The 17,612-nt window shown below is 48.5% G+C and carries 18 protein-coding genes and 1 other annotated feature; of the genes, 10 read left to right on the top strand and 8 right to left on the bottom strand.

What is annotated here, in order from left to right:
- Window positions 1-144: 144 nt before the first annotated feature.
- A complete protein-coding gene (locus KQJ23_RS15925; protein ID WP_216479906.1) occupies window positions 145-1,170 on the bottom strand; it encodes a M23 family metallopeptidase in 1,026 nt (341 codons plus the stop codon).
- A gap of 222 nt (window positions 1,171-1,392) precedes the next feature.
- Here KQJ23_RS15925 and KQJ23_RS15930 point away from each other — a divergent pair, with 222 nt between their 5' ends.
- The 5 genes from KQJ23_RS15930 to nrdG all read left to right on the top strand — a co-directional run bounded on the left by KQJ23_RS15930 (window position 1,393) and on the right by nrdG (window position 5,950).
- Window positions 1,393-1,539, top strand: a complete 147-nt coding sequence (locus tag KQJ23_RS15930; protein WP_216479910.1) for a hypothetical protein — start codon at window positions 1,393-1,395, stop codon at window positions 1,537-1,539.
- On the top strand, window positions 1,536-2,042 hold the full coding sequence (locus KQJ23_RS23800; RefSeq protein WP_249529810.1) for a YutD family protein: 507 nt from the start codon (window positions 1,536-1,538) through the stop codon (window positions 2,040-2,042). Before KQJ23_RS15930 ends, KQJ23_RS23800 begins: the two co-directional genes overlap by 4 nt.
- 171 nt (window positions 2,043-2,213) lie before the next feature.
- Complete coding sequence (locus KQJ23_RS15940; RefSeq protein WP_216479873.1) at window positions 2,214-2,945, top strand: class I SAM-dependent methyltransferase; 732 nt, start codon at window positions 2,214-2,216, stop codon at window positions 2,943-2,945.
- Between the two features lie 315 nt (window positions 2,946-3,260).
- Complete coding sequence (gene nrdD, locus KQJ23_RS15945; protein WP_216479874.1) at window positions 3,261-5,441, top strand: anaerobic ribonucleoside-triphosphate reductase; 2,181 nt, start codon at window positions 3,261-3,263, stop codon at window positions 5,439-5,441.
- A gap of 5 nt (window positions 5,442-5,446) precedes the next feature.
- Window positions 5,447-5,950, top strand: coding sequence for an anaerobic ribonucleoside-triphosphate reductase activating protein (gene nrdG, locus KQJ23_RS15950; RefSeq protein WP_216479876.1), 504 nt, complete (start codon window positions 5,447-5,449; stop codon window positions 5,948-5,950).
- A 73-nt stretch (window positions 5,951-6,023) separates the two neighbouring features.
- Here the strand turns inward: nrdG and KQJ23_RS15955 are convergent, their stop codons facing one another.
- From KQJ23_RS15955 to ylbJ, 3 genes are all read right to left on the bottom strand, one after another.
- A complete protein-coding gene (locus KQJ23_RS15955; protein WP_249529811.1) occupies window positions 6,024-7,493 on the bottom strand; it encodes a S41 family peptidase in 1,470 nt (489 codons plus the stop codon).
- Between the two features lie 23 nt (window positions 7,494-7,516).
- Window positions 7,517-8,320: an NAD kinase gene (locus KQJ23_RS15960; RefSeq protein ID WP_216479879.1), complete on the bottom strand. Its 804-nt coding sequence runs from the start codon at window positions 8,318-8,320 to the stop codon at window positions 7,517-7,519.
- An 87-nt stretch (window positions 8,321-8,407) separates the two neighbouring features.
- Entirely contained in the window at window positions 8,408-9,592 is a 1,185-nt protein-coding gene (gene ylbJ, locus KQJ23_RS15965; RefSeq protein ID WP_249529823.1) for a sporulation integral membrane protein YlbJ, read from the bottom strand.
- Between the two features lie 477 nt (window positions 9,593-10,069).
- On the opposite strand from ylbJ, the gene KQJ23_RS15970 reads away from it, so the two are divergent.
- The gene (locus tag KQJ23_RS15970; protein WP_216479883.1) at window positions 10,070-10,453 is read left to right on the top strand and encodes a globin domain-containing protein; all 384 of its coding nucleotides are present in this window, start codon (window positions 10,070-10,072) and stop codon (window positions 10,451-10,453) included.
- Between the two features lie 39 nt (window positions 10,454-10,492).
- A complete protein-coding gene (locus tag KQJ23_RS15975; protein WP_216479884.1) occupies window positions 10,493-11,191 on the top strand; it encodes a DUF2225 domain-containing protein in 699 nt (232 codons plus the stop codon).
- Window positions 11,192-11,242: 51 nt separating this feature from the next.
- Here KQJ23_RS15975 and KQJ23_RS15980 read toward each other — a convergent pair whose 3' ends face one another.
- Window positions 11,243-11,473, bottom strand: coding sequence for a hypothetical protein (locus KQJ23_RS15980; protein ID WP_216479886.1), 231 nt, complete (start codon window positions 11,471-11,473; stop codon window positions 11,243-11,245).
- On the bottom strand, window positions 11,470-11,643 hold the full coding sequence (locus tag KQJ23_RS15985; protein ID WP_216479888.1) for a YycC family protein: 174 nt from the start codon (window positions 11,641-11,643) through the stop codon (window positions 11,470-11,472). The genes KQJ23_RS15980 and KQJ23_RS15985 overlap by 4 nt, the downstream gene beginning before the upstream one ends.
- A gap of 104 nt (window positions 11,644-11,747) precedes the next feature.
- Here KQJ23_RS15985 and KQJ23_RS15990 point away from each other — a divergent pair, with 104 nt between their 5' ends.
- On the top strand, window positions 11,748-13,553 hold the full coding sequence (locus KQJ23_RS15990) for a M3 family oligoendopeptidase (RefSeq protein ID WP_216479890.1): 1,806 nt from the start codon (window positions 11,748-11,750) through the stop codon (window positions 13,551-13,553).
- Window positions 13,554-14,025: 472 nt separating this feature from the next.
- A complete protein-coding gene (locus tag KQJ23_RS15995) occupies window positions 14,026-14,442 on the top strand; it encodes an O-methyltransferase (protein WP_216479892.1) in 417 nt (138 codons plus the stop codon).
- A gap of 69 nt (window positions 14,443-14,511) precedes the next feature.
- On the opposite strand, the gene KQJ23_RS16000 is transcribed toward KQJ23_RS15995, so the two are convergent.
- The gene (locus KQJ23_RS16000; protein ID WP_044481923.1) at window positions 14,512-14,733 is read right to left on the bottom strand and encodes an alpha/beta-type small acid-soluble spore protein; all 222 of its coding nucleotides are present in this window, start codon (window positions 14,731-14,733) and stop codon (window positions 14,512-14,514) included.
- 234 nt (window positions 14,734-14,967) lie between these two features.
- Complete coding sequence (locus KQJ23_RS16005) at window positions 14,968-15,945, bottom strand: aldose 1-epimerase (protein WP_216479894.1); 978 nt, start codon at window positions 15,943-15,945, stop codon at window positions 14,968-14,970.
- A gap of 139 nt (window positions 15,946-16,084) precedes the next feature.
- Window positions 16,085-16,338 (top strand) — a binding site (T-box leader).
- Between the two features lie 64 nt (window positions 16,339-16,402).
- Between KQJ23_RS16005 and trpS the strand changes: the two genes are divergently transcribed.
- The gene (gene trpS, locus KQJ23_RS16010) at window positions 16,403-17,386 is read left to right on the top strand and encodes a tryptophan--tRNA ligase (protein WP_216479897.1); all 984 of its coding nucleotides are present in this window, start codon (window positions 16,403-16,405) and stop codon (window positions 17,384-17,386) included.
- Window positions 17,387-17,612 lie beyond the last annotated feature (226 nt).

Below are 17,612 nucleotides of genomic sequence, written 5' to 3' on the forward strand. Positions count from 1 at the left end.
AAGTAAAATACTGATGCGAATGGTCGTGTTATTTCACGCAGCTATGCCATACAATAGGGGCAGTCCAGCAAGTCAGTGGGATCTGACTGCTGGACTGCCCCTGTTTTTTTATCTTTACTGCTTCAATCGGCGAACATCCCGGATTCAGGAAGAGCCTTTTTTCTTCTGACGATCCGTTCGCTCCCATTGCTTCAAGAGCGGATAGGGATTGAAGGCCCACTCGGTTGTCCCGGTATCCCGGTAAATGCCATAGTGAAGATGGGGAGGAAAGCGCCCTTGCGTTCCGGGCGGCCCGTATCCGCTGCTTCCTACCCATCCTATGGTCTTTCCGGGCTCGATCGTATCTCCAACCTCGATCCCTTTTTCATATCCCTGAAGATGGGCGAAATAGTGGTACCGATTTTGTAGATCGCGGATCCCGATTCGCCATCCGCCATAGGGATTCCAGCCTTTCGTCTCAATAATTCCATAGCAGACGCTGCGGACCGGCACACCGTACGGGGCAAATAAATCCGTACCTTCATGGGTTCTTAATCCGCCCCAACCGCGCCGGTCTCCCCAGGTATCCTTATACGTATAGGTGCTCCTCACTGGGAGGGGAAAGGCGCCTTTGAGGAAATTGACCGGCCCGTAGGTATTGAATATTTTAGCGAACTGCCGAATTCGGGTCACGGCAGAATCGCTCTGATAGTACCGCCATAAGGCAATGCGGAAATCTTCTTCCTCATACCCGTTATTGCACAAATAAGAGGCCAATGTGTACAAGGCATCCCGATCGTTGCCGGGATCGGCCAGCCCATCGGCGGTCGCGTCCTTACCGGCCCCTCCGAATAAACCAATCGTTGCCGGATTTTTATCCTCTGGATCGGGATTCAGCTTTCCAGTCCAGAATGAATCCTTGAACCGGATGCCGATGAGGCGCTTGCTGTCTCCTTCGGCTTGCTTTCGCGGTGTGATCGATCGCTCGTATTGATCGACGGCTGCTAGCCAGTGCCACGGGACGTTGGTTAGCATGCCAATCTCCTTGTACAAGGAATGCCTAAGCTCATAGATGCTCGGTTCGGCTCCGGTGCTGCCGGCTTCGTTGGCTGCAGCCCGTGCGGTGCCTAGCTCCGGAGTAGAGCATAACAAGGCAGGCAGGACCAGGCAGATCAGATATCTTGCAAGCATGCCGCAGGTTCTGGGATGCGATCTCAAGGAAGATCTCCTCCTTTGGATAAATGCTGTCCCTTTAGCTTGATGTAATTGTTGCGTTTTTATTCCATTAATAGTGTTGTTTTCATAAGCGGAGTACATTCCGGGAATGATGATATATAGTTATTTCCAATAGATTCATGATATAATTAATGGCATTGTAAGCTTATACTGCGGGAAGAAGGGTTCTTCAAGACGATGATGGATGATACGCTCGAAAACCTTACATACGGTATGCGAAGAGGCTCGTTGTCCGGACATATACGCGTGTTGGGCCAATCGGCGAAGAGCCATAAAGAAGGAATGCCCGTTACTGTGCAGGCGGGACTGGAGGTAGAACAATGATTCAAATCGGCGGTAAAACATATGAGTTGATTCAGAATTACAAGGATGCCTGGGATGCTGAGGCGTTCAAACAAAGATACAGCGAAGTGCTGGACCGGTATGATTACATTATCGGAGACTGGGGCTATGAGAAGCTGAGACTGAAGGGTTTTCTGCGCGATAACCATCCGAAGGCCAACCGCGACACGGCTTACTCAGGCATTACGGATTATATTAATGAATACTGCAATTTTGGCTGCAAATACTTTGTTCTGCAGAAAGCCAAGGATTCCGGGGCCAAGGAACAAAGCAAGGAACACGCTCAAGAATCTAATAAAGAGCCAGGTAAGGATTCGCATGCTAAGGAACCTCATGTAAAGGAACCTCAAGCAAAGGAACACCAAGCAAGGGAATCCCACGGGAAGGATCACCACCAGCCCAGGGAGCATGGCAAGGGACATGTGAAGACGCATGCAAAGGAACAGACCAAAGAACAAACTAAAGAAAAAGAACAAGTGAGATAGTCTGAAAAATTAGGATTAAATGAATAAAGGGGCTGCTTCTAAATTCATCCGGATTTTGAGGCAGCTCCTTTTTTAGGGGGTTGGCAATGGCGATATTACGTCAGAAATAAACACGGATTTGAATAATGAAATTGTAAACCATAGATTTTAATAATAAGGAGGGGGATTGCCATGAAACAAAATAGCTATGACAATCCGGGCTTCTTTGCGAAATACAGCCAGATGCCCCGTTCAATTGGAGGACTTGATGCTGCCGGGGAGTGGTCCGTTTTTCGGGCGATGCTGCCGGAGCTAAGGGACAAAAAGGTGCTTGATCTCGGTTGCGGGTATGGGTGGCACAGCAGATATGTGCGAGAGCAACATGCCAGTTCCGTCGTAGGCGTTGATCTCTCTGAAAAAATGCTGGAGCGCGCCAGAGCCATGACCCAGGATGAGCAAATTCAGTATCAACGGAGTGCAATTGAAGATATCAATTATTCCGAGGGGGAGTTTGACGTGGTGCTCAGTTCCCTCGCACTCCATTATGTCGAAGACTTTGATAGCATTTGCCGAAAAGTTTATCACTCTCTCGCACCCGGCGGTACTTTCGTATATTCGGTTGAGCATCCGGTATATACTGCGCTTCCGGAACAAGACTGGGTTTACGGTGTGCAGGGAGAGAAGTTGCATTGGCCGGTTGATCGTTATCATGAAGAAGGGCCGCGAACTGCCAGATTTCTTGATCATGATGTCGTCAAGTACCACCGAAGCATCGCGACACAGGTGAATGGGCTTATTAATTCGGGATTCCGAATTCGGGAGATGTCCGAACTTAAGCCGGAGAAACAACTGGTTGAGCGGGATCCGGAATGGAAGAATGCACACCGTAGGCCTATCTTTTTGTTGATTGCCGCTGATAAATAAGGAAGGACGCAGGACGGCGCTTTAGGATAGAGTATCGCCGTGAAGCTTTCATGGGTTGAAATCCTTGAGGGCTTTTTTTGTTTTAGGAGAAAGCCTTGCCGAACAAGTCGGTCCTATGAATCGGTCTTAGAGTGAAAAAATTCTGATCTCTTTAACATCAACACTATATATAGTAGTATTTCGCCTTGTGCAGTGTTCATAATCACTGTAAGTTGATTTTTAATGAGGTATACTTTCTGAACAAGCAGTACAAAAAGCCCAGACTTTTCCTTAGTGGAATACCTGATTTTAAAATCACAACGAAGGATGAATTTAATGATAGTTATTAAACGAGACGGTTCAGAGGTAGCTTTCAATCAACAGAAAATCATCGATGCGATTGTCGCAGCCATGAATAGTACGAAGAAAAAAGGCGATTCCGATTTGGCACAAAAGATAGCCGACAAAGTGACGCGGAAAATTTCCAAGCTAGAGAAGGTGGATATCGAACATATTCAGGATGAAGTTCAATCCGCTCTGATGAATAGCAGAAGGAAAGACGCCGCTGAGGCCTACATCGGCTATCGCGAGGTTAGAACTTTGAAACGGCGCGAACGCAGCAGCCTGGATAAGAAGGTGCTCGGGCTGCTGGAGCTCACGAATGAAGAGGTATTGAAGGAGAACTCCAATAAGGATGGGGCGACGATACCTACTCAGCGTGATCTGCTTGCAGGTATTATGGCCAAGGACTTCGCGCAGACCTACATGATCCCTAAGCGGGTCGTCGAAGCTCATAACAGCGGAGACCTTCATTTTCACGATCAGGATTACAGTCCCTATTTTCCGATTTATAATTGCATGCTGATCGACCTGAAGGGAATGCTTGAGAACGGGTTCAAGCTGGGCAACGCCCAAATCGAAACTCCCAAGTCGATTACAACGGCCACAGCCATTACGGCCCAGATTATTGCGCAAGTGGCGAGTCACATCTATGGCGGCAATACGATTAATGAAATTGATGTCATTTTGGCCCCGTATGTATTTGAATCTTTTAAAAAGCACTACCGCAAAGGCCTGGAATGGCTGTACATGCTTGAAGATGAAGAAATCGAAGCCATCGATGTTTCCTGGGAAAACGCTGATCTACATAAGAAGTACCCGCGTTGTCTTGAATATGCGAAGAAATTGACTGAAAAGGAAACCTATGATGCATTTCAATCCCTTGAATATGAAATCAATACGCTGGTAAGCGCCAACGGACAAACGCCATTCAGTACATTCGGCTTCGGGCGCGGGCTGTCTTGGGCGGAGCGGCAAATCCAGATCGCTATTTTGCAAAACCGGATCCGCGGGCTGGGGAGAGACGGGAAAACCGCCATTTTCCCTAAGCTGATCTTCGGCTTGGAAGAGGGCGTCAATTTAAAACCCGGGGATCCTAATTACGATATCAAACAGCTGGCCTTAAAATGCAGCACATTACGGATGTATCCCGACATTATTTCCGTTCCGAAAGTAAAAGAAATTACCGGTTCTTTCAAGTTTCCGATGGGTTGCCGCTCATTTCTGGGCAGATATGAAGAAAACGGGGAGGAGCTGCATGACGGGCGGTTTAACATGGGGGTAGTAACGGCCAATTTGCCGCGGATCGCGGTCAAAGCGAACGGCTCCGAAGCAGCCTTCTACCGACTCTTGGACGAGCTGCTGGAAGTGTGCAAGGAAGGGCTGATGTACCGTATCGAGCGCCTAAAAGGCGTCAAAGCAAAAGTGGCTCCTATTTTGTACATGGAGGGAGCGGCGGGCAGCCGCCTTCAATCGGAGGACACGATCGATCATCTGCTTAAGAACGGCAGAGCCAGCATTTCTTTAGGCTATATCGGGATTCATGAAACGATGATGGCCTTGTACGGTACCTGTCTTTTCGATGATCAGGAATTACGGAAAAAAGGGTTGCAAATCGTGCAGCACTTAAGCCAAAAAGCTGAGCAATGGAAAGAGGAGACCGGGTATGGCTTCAGCTTGTACTCCACACCGGCGGAATCGCTATGCTACCGGTTCTGCAAGCTGGATGAGGAGAAGTTCGGCCAGATGGAAGGAGTGACGGATAAGGGTTATTATACGAACTCATTCCATCTCGACGTGAACAAGAAAGTAACTCCTTTTGAAAAGATCGAATTCGAGAAGGACTATCCTCAGTATGCCAATGGCGGATTTATTACGTATTGCGAATTTGATTCGCTCGTCAATAATCCGGAGGCGCTGGAAGCGGTATGGGATTACGCTTATGAACGGGTGCCTTACTTCGGCACGAACACGCCGACCGACAAATGCCTGGAGTGCGGGTTTGAAGGGGAGTTTGAAGCAACCAACACCGGGTTCAAATGTCCAAACTGCGGCAATTCTAATCCGAAAACCTCTTCCGTCATCCGGCGCTGCTGCGGTTATCTGTCGGAACCGAGCCAACGGCCGTTCAATGCGGGCAAGCAAAAAGAAGTGCTCTCCCGCGTGAAGCATATGTGACGCTTATGTACATCGCGGATTATAAAAGATTTGACGTCATCAATGGAAGAGGACTTCGGCATTCGATATTTACATCGGGTTGTACGCATCACTGCAAAGGCTGCTTTAATGCAGCCACATGGAACTTTAATTACGGAAAGCCTTATACGGAAGAGCTGGAAGAGCAGATCATTTGTGATTTGAATATGCCGGATGTTCACATTGCCGGCTTGTCCATATTAGGCGGAGAGCCGTTTCAGAATGTCGACGGACTGCTGCGCCTTGTCTCCAGGGTGCGCAACGAATGCAGCGGCAAGAATATCTGGGTCTGGTCCGGTTATACGTTCGAAGAGATTGTTGCGGACGAAAGCAGGCGGGAGCTGTTAACCTACTGCGACGTTCTGATCGACGGAAAATTTGTTCTGGAACAGCGCAATCTGAAGTTGAAGTGGAGGGGCTCCGACAATCAGCGCGTGATCGATGTGCGTGAAAGCTTGCGATCCAAGCAGGCTGTACTGATGCCCCTATAAATGGAAAAAATACAAAACAGCCCTCGTCTTGAAGTTCAAGGCGAGGGCTGTTAGCTTTGCGCTGCTCGAGCTGTTATTTATAAGAAAGTGTAATAGTCCTTTGTTGGTAGCTCCATTTTAAGCCAGGAAACTTGTTTTGGAACTGATGAATTTCTACATAGGTCTCATTGTTGATGACCTTTGCGGCATTACTCGAGACGGTGAAACCAGCCGTTTCTCCGAGCTTGGTTGTTATGGTTATCTTTTGCAGACTGGAGCTCCAGACTACTTCCCCATCGACCAGAGCGTTCAGAACTCTCGATGGTACATACAGCTTGTCCCCGCTTTGGACCACATCAATATAGCCGTTAACCGAGACGCCATTGACTGTCAAAGAGGAAGAGTTGCCTTTAACCTCAAGCGATTGCATCCCTGCAAGCTGCAGAGCTAGGATCAATTGGGCAACTGCATTATTCTTAACCTCGAAATCGGGCGTTAAACCTACATGATTGAAATCCTTGCGGCTTGGCGTCAGATATTTCTGGACGGTAAGCTTGAGCGAACTGCCGTTGGATAAAGAGAACAGATTCTGGATTCTGGCCTTTCCATAAGTGGTAGTCCCAACTACGGTGGCAATATTATTATCCCTCAGAGCCCCGGTTAAAATCTCGGATGCACTTGCCGTCATTTCATTGGTGAGTATGATGACGGGGATGTCAAGACTTTCGCCGTCAACAATATTGATAGGCTCCAGCTTTCCGCTCTGCCCTGACGTATACATGACCGTTCCATTTTTAATAAAGTTCTTGGCGATATTAATCGCTGCGTTCACGTAGCCGCCGGTGTTATCGCGCAGATCCAGAACAAGCGATTCCATGCCTGCTTTGCGAAGCATTCCCAGTTCTGCGGCAAATTGCTTGTCCGATTGTTCGGTAAAGGAGGATAACGAGATATATCCGACTTTGGAGTCAGGGAAGTATTTTCCGGTAACGGCAGGAACAGTGAAATGCCCGCGTGTTATGGTGAACGTCATCGGCTTGGATCCCCGCAGGACTTCCAGAACAACGTTGGTTCCTTCGATGCCCTGGATACGATAAATATCCTCCATGCTGGTCACCTTGACACCATCTACTTTGGAGATAATGTCCCCTTGCTGGATTCCGGCGGCCAAAGCGGGAGAGCCCGGCAACGGCTGAGTTACAACCAACTGATCATTAGTGAAACGGAGCGTTACGCCAATCCCTACATACTCCTGGTTCAAGCTGCCTTCAAATTCCTCAAGCTCTTCTGCGCTGTAATAATCACTGTACGGATCATCCAGGGTATAAACCATGCCGCGAATCGCATTTTCCAGAAACATCTCCCGGTCTACGCCTTCAATATTGTAAGCCTCAAGATAATCCAATACCTCCAGCAGGGTATCAAGCTCTGATGATTCCTGAACACTGTCGGCTTCGCTGAGCTTGATCGTTATCCCGGCGCCATGAGCTGTGATCGGCGACAGCATCATCGGAATAATGAGCATTGGAGCGAGCAAGGCAGTGGTTAACTTTTTCAATTTCATGAGGGTACTCCTTTGCATATAGATTAGTCCAAAAAAGCGTTGCGAACCCGGGTCCAGAACGGGAACGGACGGTAACGGACAAAGCTGATCTTCTGCTCTGCCACCTTGCAGCGGACAGATATCAAATCAGGAACCCGCAGGTTGATATGATCTACGGTCAGCAGCAGATTCTGCTCCTTCCGCGAGTAAATATCGCAATGGTGGTGATTCGGCATCACCAGGGACGAGCCCATGGTCCGGAATACGCGATTATTAATTGAAGCAATTTCCGAGATCTGAAAGGCTTCGATCGAGGGGTGAATCATGGCCCCGCCAAGGCTTTTGTTATAGGCGGTGCTTCCGGAAGGAGTGGATACACAGATTCCGTCTCCGCGGAACATCTCGAACATATGGTCATTGATATCGACCTGAAGGACGACTGTTCCATCCACGCTTTTCAGCGTGAATTCATTCAGGCAAACATGCTTCACTACGCCCGAATGCTTGACGATCTCCAAATCGACTAGCGGATATTGGACAATCCGCGGCTTCAGGAGCGAATCCTCCCGATCGCCCGCCATCATCTGAACAAGCTCGGGAATCTCATCTGCCTTCCAATCGGCATAAAAGCCCAGATGCCCGGTGTGTACACCGACAAAAGCAGTGGAAGCGATGCGGTCCATGAAGCTGTGAAACGCATGAAGCATCGTGCCGTCTCCTCCGATAGATACGACGATATCGGGAGATTCGGCATCCAGTATAAGCCCCTGATCGGCAGCAAGTTTATGGAAGGACTCGGCAAGCTCAAGGGATAGCTGATCGCCGCGGTCCAGAACATAATATCTCAAGGTGACAGGCTCCTTTTTTCATTCCTAGTGTAAAGTCATAATGATCATAATCAATTATATATGATAACACAATGTTTCATTTTCGGTTCATTTTCGACGCAAAGGAGATGATAAACGGGAGAGGATGGAGATGAAAAAGGAAAGCAACAGCATGCCTGCGACCATCGTGCAGCTGAATCTGAGCAGCTCAACTGCCAAGCTCCAGGAGGGAGGGACAGTTCCCGGCAGACTACTGTCCAGACGGCTGAAGACAGAATCCGTTGCCATAAGGGGCTTCCAAAAAATCAGAAGTAATGCGGCAGACAGTACGCCGTGAATAGCCCGTGCCGCCAGAAAAGGAAGGTACCTCAGATCAGTACCATTCAGAATGCTTGCCACCTGGGCATGGACCGATAATCCGCTCCATGAGAGGATGAAGGCAGCGGATGCGGCTTTGAAATACAGCGGAATTTCTGCGGGGGCCGCAGAAGCCTTGGAGCCCAGCGTTACCTCGAATAAGCCGCCGACAAGCGGCTCCGCAAGGCCGTCTGGCAGAGACAACAACGGAAGCAGCATACGAAGCGCTTCATACAGGGTATTCATGACCTGTGATGCTGTAAGCACTTCTAGTACCACAGAGAAGAAGACGACCAGTCCGCCAACGATGGTCATTAGCTGGAGTGATGAGACAACCGCATGACGGAGAAGCTCCCCCAGACTGCGGCCATCCTGAATACGGGCTTCATGCATGGCACGAACGGCACGGCGCAAGCTGAAGCTGGGAGCAGAAGAAGCAGGGGCTGTCGGTATACCTGCTGCTATATTTTGAGATAATTCCTGCCGGGTTCCATAAAATCGCATTAGCAATCCGAGCATAATCGCACTTCCATAATGCACCGCTGCCAATGCTCCTGCGAGTTGGGGGTTGCCGAAAAAGCCGATGGATACCGCACCGATTAGAAAGATAGGGTCCGAGGTCGTAGTGAAGGCCACCAGTCTTTCTCCCTCAATTCGGCTGATTAAGCCCTGCTCCCGCAACTTGGTGGTCAGCTTGGCGCTAACCGGATAGCCGGCGGCAAAGCCCATTGCCAGAACAAAGCCTCCATTGCCGGGAATCCGAAACAGCGGCTTCATCAGCGGATCGAGCAGCTTACCCAGAAAATGAACGATGCCAAAGCCCAGCAGTATTTCGGACAAGACAAAAAAAGGAAATAAGGAAGGGAATAGCACATCCCACCAGATTGCGAGTCCCCGGACACTTGCGTCCCATGAGGCTTTCGGATAAGCAACCATTAAAGCAGCCAAAATAAGAGCTGTCCCGCCTAGAAGGGGGGCATGCCAAGGCTTTGTTTTCACGAACCGATCCCTCCAGCTGCACATTCTGCAATAGTGAATAACAGATTCAAGACAAGTCTATGTTTTTAGTAGGACAAACAGCACAAATTTCAGAGAGAAAGCGGTTACAATTAGGGGTTTATTTTTCATTTGAATATGATAAAATAGACCTATAAATCGTCATACGGATGGAGAGTGTTGAATATGAGTATTGTCGCAGGTATCCTTGTATGCGCCTTTGTGTATGTTATTCGCGCCTCTCTTGTCCATTCAAATGAAGAGGACTGGCGTACCTATTAAGTCACCAAATCGTTGAAGAGGGTATATGTTTTTCTTGAAAGCTCCTACCGGGGCTTTTATTTTTTTGACCATTGTTTGGTATAATAAGGTTTAGTATCAGATAATAAAATTGAAAAAAGGAATGGAGGGAGTATAGTGAACTCTGGAGATAGCCTGTATGAACAGCTGGGGGGAGCAGAGACAATCCGGAATCTGGTGGAGGCATTTTATCCAAAGGTGCAGGCTAATCCTCTTCTGGGGCCTCTCTTTCCCGAGGACATTTATCCGGTGATGGAGAAGCAATACATGTTTTTGACACAATTTTTTGGCGGACCGATGCTGTATTCGGAGGCTCATGGCCATCCGATGATGCGTGCCCGCCATCTTCCGTTTCCGGTGACCCCGCAGCGGGCGGAGGCTTGGCTTGGTTGTATGCGTGAAGCGCTGGAAGAACTTGAAGTGCCGGCTCCTCTTCGTGAGGTCGTGCTGCATCGATTGTCCGGACCTGCCTTTCATTTTGTGAACACAGCGCAAGAGTGAATATGCAGCCATATTTCGGATGAGAAAGGAAGTCAGTTTGTGGAATTAGAACCGCTGTATCAGATCAAGGTTACCTGTCTCCAATGCGAGAATACATTTTCAACTTCACGGGTGCGTCCCAGCTTCAAGCGGGCCACGCGTACCGACACCGATTTTTGCGGTTATTATAATGCGGAGAATCCGGATTACTATGTAGTGAGAATATGTCCTTCCTGCGGGTTTGCTTCTACTGAAAATTTCAATGCCAAACTTAGCGAGGTACAGCGTACCAAGTTCAAGCAGGATATCGGAGATCGGTTCATCAAGCGGAATTATGGCGGGCACCGAGATTGGGAAACGGCCCTTGAGTCGTACAAGCTGGGATTATTGTGCGCCCAGACGATCGGTGAGAAGGAACGGATTGTAGCCAGCCTGCTGCACCATATTGCCTGGCTCTATCGCTATAAGAACAATCAAGAGCAAGAGCAGCGCTTCCTGAAGTATGCGCTGGAGTCTTATATCCGTGTCTTCGAGACTGAGGACATTCATGGCAGTGATGCCCGGCTGATGTATTTGATCGGTGAACTGCATCGGAGAATAGGAGAATATAATGAAGCGGTGAAATGGTTCTCGAGGGTAATTAATGATAAACGGATTATGGATGCCGCGATGATTCGGGCTTGCCGCGAGCAATGGGCCGCATTGCGGGAAGAAATGATGAACCAAGGGCAAGAGCTGCCCGAGGAGATGCGGGGCTGAATCCATGCCCCGCAGACGCCGCGGATTGGCAGATATGGCCTGCCGGTGCTTCTACCGGATGACCGTGTCCGTCAGCAAGTAATCCTGGTCGCTGTCCAGAATCGTGACTTTGTTATGACAGCAGGGGAAGACAAGCAGCTTCTTCTTTCCTTCGTGCACAAGCACAATATCGCGGGGCTTCAGCGGCAGCAAAATGTGCTCTTTTTTGCAAAAAGGGCATTCTTGTACATAAACATCCCCCATAAGGATATCGTAGGGGAGAGTCTTCTCAAAAGGAATCATGATGATGAATCCGGTTTCTCTGAAGATGGAGCAGCCGATTCTTTTTTCGCCAGATCGGCCAATTTTTGCAGCAGAATATGCTGCGGCATATGCATTAAGTGTTCGATAGGCACCTTTAATTCGGCGGCAAGCTTGATCGCTGTTTCCGGCGAAATTTGCAATGGCTTCATTAGGAGCACCTCCTGTTAGTATAGGGATGGTTGTGCAATTATAGTTATACACTTTTCTGCTATTTAACTTCAACCTTTGAGAAGAGAAAGAGAGGATGAATCAAATGGAACAACTTCAAACTCCGGTGTCAACGGTATGGGATCTGGAATCCATTTTCCCGGGAGGATCTTCCTCGGAGCAACTAAAGACCTACATCGCTCAATTGGAGCAGGACATTGCGGCTTTGGACAGCCAGCTTGTGGACGCGGCGGCTCCAGCCACCGTTGAAGAGACAGCCGCTTATGACGAGGTGATCGTGAGCTTGCAGAGCATGGCAGCCCGTCTCTCGGAATCGGGAGCCTTTGTAGAATGTCTGACGGCCCAAAATCAACATGATAAAAAAGCGATTCAACTGGAGAGCAAGCTTCATGGAATGAATGCGAAGTATGAGAACTTGACGACTCGCTTCCAGAGCATTCTGCGCCTGACCGATGATCAGGTCTGGGAAAAATGGCTGAAGAGAGAAGCAGTCGCAAGCATCGCTTTTGTATTGAATGAGAAGCGTCAGGAAGCCAAGGAACGTCTTGCTCCGGAGCTTGAGAGTCTCGCGGCTGATCTTGCGGTGGATGGATATCATGGCTGGAGCCAGCATTACGATACCATTGTGGCTAAGGTGACGGTTCCTTTCACAGAGAAGGATGGGGAGACCAAGGAGCTTTCCGTTGGGCAGGCGGCAAATAAGCTGGATGATCCGGACAGAGAGCTTCGCGAGGAACTCTTTCCAAAGTGGGAGCGTGCTTGGGGTGAGGTAGCGGATTATGCGGCGGATACGCTGAATCGCTTGGCAGGATTCCGGCTGAAGCTGTATGAAAAGCGCGGCTGGGAGGATGTGCTGAAGGAGCCTCTGGCAATTAACCGGATGTCCCAGGCTACGCTCGACATGATGTGGGAAGTGATTATCAAGCATAAGCCGTTATTTGTGCAGTACCTGGAGCGCAAGGCTAAGCTGCTCGGAGTAGAGAAATTGACCTGGGCTGATGTGGATGCTCCAATTGGTGAAGCTACCGGTAAAGTCGCTTATGAGGATGCTGCGAAAGAAATTGTGAAGCAATTCCATAAGTTTAATCCGAAAATGGCCGATTTTGCTGCTGATGCATTTAATAAGCGTTGGATCGAAGCTGAGGACCGTCCCGGCAAGCGTCCCGGCGGATTCTGCACCTCGCTGCAAGGCAGCAAGCAGACCCGGATTTTCATGACCTATGGAGGAACGATCTCCAATCTGTCCACCTTGGCGCATGAGCTTGGCCACGCCTATCATCAGCATGTGATGAATGATGAAGAGATCTTCAATCAAAACTATGGCATGAATGTGGCGGAAACGGCCTCTACCTTTGCAGAGATGATTGTATCGGATGCCTTAATGCAGAATGCTTCCTCTAAAGAAGAGAAGATTGCGCTATTGGCAGATAAGATTCAACGCGGCGTAGCCTTCTTTATGAACATTCATGCCAGATTCCTGTTTGAGACCCGGTTCTACGAACAGCGGAAGTCGGGCATGCTGGATGCGGAGCAATTGTGTAATTTAATGAAGGAAGCTCAGGAAGAAGCATTCTGTGGGGCGCTGGATGTGTACCACCCGCACTTCTGGGCCTCGAAGCTGCATTTTTATATCACAGGGTATCCGTTCTACAACTTCCCTTATACCTTCGGCTACATGTTCAGCACAGGGATTTATGCGCTGGCCGTCAAGGAAGGACAAGGCTTTGCGGATAAATATGATGCGCTGCTTCAGGATACCGGAAAGATGACAGTAGAGGAGCTTGCGTCCAAGCATCTGAGCGTTGATCTGACCCAGCCGGATTTCTGGGAAGGAGCTATGGCTCTGGTGGTAGACGATGTGAAGCAATTCCTTGAATTGACAGCAGAGTAACCAAATTGGGGTAATAAGCAGAAATTAAGACAGAGTAACAAGACAAAGTAACAAATTTGAGTTCCAGACTTTAAGGGGCTGTCCCAAAAGGAAATTCGTTTCCTTAAAGGGGGAGTCCTTTTCGTTTGAAAATATATAAACGCTACAAATATAAACGCTACAAAATAAGTGCAAAAAAGCACTAAAATCGCACAGAGGTGTTTTAGGTAGGGGAACTTTACGAAAAGCCGCATAAAAACACTTCTCTCCATCAGCTAAAGTGCGATCTTAGCATGAAGTTATTGAAGTTTCTCAAGTTCTGGAATTCCTGAAGATCCTGAGGCTTCGTGCCAAGATTAGCTTTTGAGATGTCTCTATATTTGTCATTTAAACCTCCTAAAATATGTTTATTATTGTTGAAAGATGTAATTTATTGCTCTATAATGGATGATGAACCCTTAAAAGGGAAAATTTTGAGGAAGGAGGTATGATGATGATAAACACGGACAATCTCTCTCTGGCAAGACAAATGGATATTGTATTTAAAGAACTGGAGGTTGAGCTTGGCTCGATGAACTCCGGGACTGTATTCGTACAAATCCGCAATAACGTTATCGGCAAGTTTGGCGTTCGGCACAATCCCATTGCGGGGCGTGACGGCTGCTTGAAGGAAGAAGGCGATGGACTGGATTCTGAACAGCTGGACACCCTGCGGACCATGGCGTTGGAATCGTTGAGATTCAAAAGATATTGGACGCACGGCGAGATTAGCTTTGATTTTACAGTAAAGAAAGACAAGTTGATGATGGATGCCACGCTGGAATCGAATTATAACATGGCTAACCTACTGATTCAGCGCTATCCTAACCGTTCTTCCGTACATACATACAAGGAATCATCCAGTGCATAAGAAAGAAAGGCGACCTGCATTCACTGCAGAGCGCCTTTCCTCCTATTTTAATACTTAGGGAAATTCCGATTACAGGTTCGAACGACCCGACAATTGCTGTTCTGCCAATTGTACCAGACGTTTTGTGATGTAACCCCCGAGGGATCCGGTTTCGCGGGAAGTATAGTTCCCATAGTATCCATCTTGTGGGATGGTTACACCAAGTTCCTGTGCTGCTTCCATTTTCAACTGTTGCAATGCAGCAGTTGCTTGAGGAACTACAAGGTTGTTGGAGCGGCTTTGTCCTGCCATGTTTGTCACCTCCTTCGTCCTTTGTGATGTTAGTATGGTTTTTCGAGAGCAAAATATTCGGTTCTCTGTCATACAAAAGTAGTGGTAATTATTGCATCTTTGAAGAGTAGAGCGTAATCATATTAGCGGGCATACCAAAAAGCCGCCCGCACAGCAGAATTGCTGGACGAGCGGCCCTGACAAAAGCAATATTTAATGGACAATAGAAATGTAGACGTAAACTTGTTTCTAAGGCTAAGCTCCTCCATTAGGATGAATGATATCCAGCTTCACCGTCAGATCTAATTTCTGGCCTGGTTGGAGATCGATCAGTCCGGTCTCCTCATTTGGAAGACCCAAGTTAGGAGCATCCGGCAGCCAGGTATAAGGCTCCACGCATATGAATTGATCAGCCTCTCCCTTGGAGTATAATACCCAATGCTTAAAGTAGGCAGGATCCGCAGAGTAGATCAACCCGTAGCCATCGTCACGTAAAAGCTCTGCTTTGACAGGAAGATCGCCAATTTTCAACATCGTGTCAAAATTTGTACCTTTCAAATTCAATCCTTCATTGAGCGCTTCCAGCTCTCCCAGCGGGACTGTCTGGCCTGTCGTAATGATCTCTTCATCAGACAAGTAAATTCCGGATACGGGAACCTTCAGTGTCCAGGCTTCCGGAGCGCCGTCGATCAGGAACCAGGTGTGAAGTCCCAATCCAAAGGGAGCAGGGGAAGAGCCTAGATGGCTAACTCTGTAGGTTTGCGTCAGGGATGTTCCTTGAAGCCGAATCGTCATCTCCAGCTTTAAAGGTTCCGGATATTGGCGTATCCAATTTGGATCATCAGAGGTCAGGAATTCGGTCGTGATCGCACATCCGTCCTCGTCCTCGTCGATGTCGCTTACACACCAGGCCTGAGTCCGGTGTAAGCCATGAATATGATTGTCATTAGCGGTATTGCGGTCAAATTGATAGGACTGGCCGGCATAAGTGAATTGTCCGCGGCGGATCCGCCCGGGCGGAATCAGCACCGGGATCCCGAAATGATACGGCTTCTGTAGGTAGAAATCCAGTTCTTGCTCCTCCGGATGACGAAGGATATCGCGCTCATGAACATGGTCCCAAATACGAATGACGTTGTTGCCAAGACGGGGTAGCAGTGTGACTTCAAGTTCGCGGCTATGCAGGATGTACGTATCGTACCCATTCCATCGCCCTTTGGTCACTTTCTTCATATCTTTGCTCCTTTTCCCACATCATAATCGGTTTCTATAAGCTTTAAACTATAATAACACTTTTTGCGCGGGACGAAAAATGGATTTGACATGACTATTTAGGCCATTTATGATGATCATAGACAAATCAGTGAATATTGTAAATACGTTGACAGGGATAAGTAAGCATGGAAGCCTCTCCTTCAGAAAGCCGGTGGTTGCTGTGAACCGGTGGAAGCCTCTGGCCGAATGGACCCTTGAGTGCCGTACAGAACGGAAGATGAACCGCTTCTCATTATGTCGGCCGCTTGACTCCGCGTTACGGAGTTCCAAAGGCTGGGCAGCTTGAAGCAGGTATTGTCAGATTCAGATGCTCGGTAAAATAGGGTGGCACCACGGTCTCACGTCCCTTGCGGATGTGGGTTTTTTTGTATTTACTTTTGAGTGCAGCCCGGTATATGAAATGGAGGAATAGGTTATGAAAAGAGTATTGTCCGGCATCCAGCCTAGCGGAAAGTTGACGCTTGGCAATTATATTGGTGCTCTAAAAAACTTCGTTACGCTTCAGCATGATCATGTCTGCAACTTCATGGTTGTTGATCTTCATGCCATTACGGTTCCGCAGAATCCTGCTGATTTGAGAGAACAGTCCGAGTCTGTGGCAGCCCTGTTCGTGGCAGCTGGAATCGACCCTGCCAAAGCCAATGTTTATATGCAGTCCCATGTTCGTCAGCACGCTCAGTTGGGATGGATGCTTACGACTCTAACTTCAATGGGCGAATTGGAACGCATGACTCAGTTCAAAGATAAGTCTGCCGGTAAAGAATCCGTAGGAGCCGGGCTGTTCGTCTATCCTGCATTGATGGCCGCTGATATTCTGATCTATAATGCTGATCTGGTACCGGTAGGCGAGGATCAGAAGCAGCATTTGGAGCTGACGCGGGATCTTGCCGGGCGGTTCAACAGCCGCTATGGTGACTATTTCAAAATGCCTGAGCCCTATATTCCGAAGGTTGGGGCAAGAATTATGTCCTTGGACGATGCCTCTAAGAAGATGAGCAAGAGCAATCCGAATCCAGGCAGTAGGATTGCCTTGCTGGACTCTCCGGATGAGATTCGGAAGAAGATCAGCCGTGCAACGACGGATTCCGGACGGGAAGTGAAGTTCGATCCTGCGAATAAGCCGGAGGTAAGCAATCTGATCACCATTTACAGCCAATGCTCCGGGTTGTCTGTTGCCGAGGTCGAAGCGCGGTATGATGGACAAATGTATGGACCGTTCAAAAAGGATCTGGCCGAAGTGGTCGTAAGCCAACTTGAGCCGCTGCAACAGCGTTATCACGATATCCGGGAGTCTGGAGAGATCCGCAGCATCTTGCGTCAAGGCGCTGAGAAAGCCTCTGAAATGGCTGAGAAGACGCTGACGGATGTACAGCAGCTTATGGGTTTTCTTCCTTATTGAATGTAAGGACTCACACAGGGGCTTTCCGAACAGATTAGATCTGGCGGGAGGCCCCTTTTTTGATAAGTGGCTGGTACGGCAGTGAATTTCCTGGCAGACGAAGGCTTAATGAGATTCGGGCATCTACCCAATGATGTTGCAAGTTTGCAGGAAAATGTGCAAAACATAAGAAGGCGCGTCAGAGGGGCAACGTGTGAAGGGTTGCTACGATCGCTGTTGTTCGCGG

Origin of the sequence: Paenibacillus brevis (assembly GCF_018919145.1) — a bacterium.
Lineage (GTDB): Bacteria > Bacillota > Bacilli > Paenibacillales > Paenibacillaceae > Fontibacillus > Fontibacillus brevis.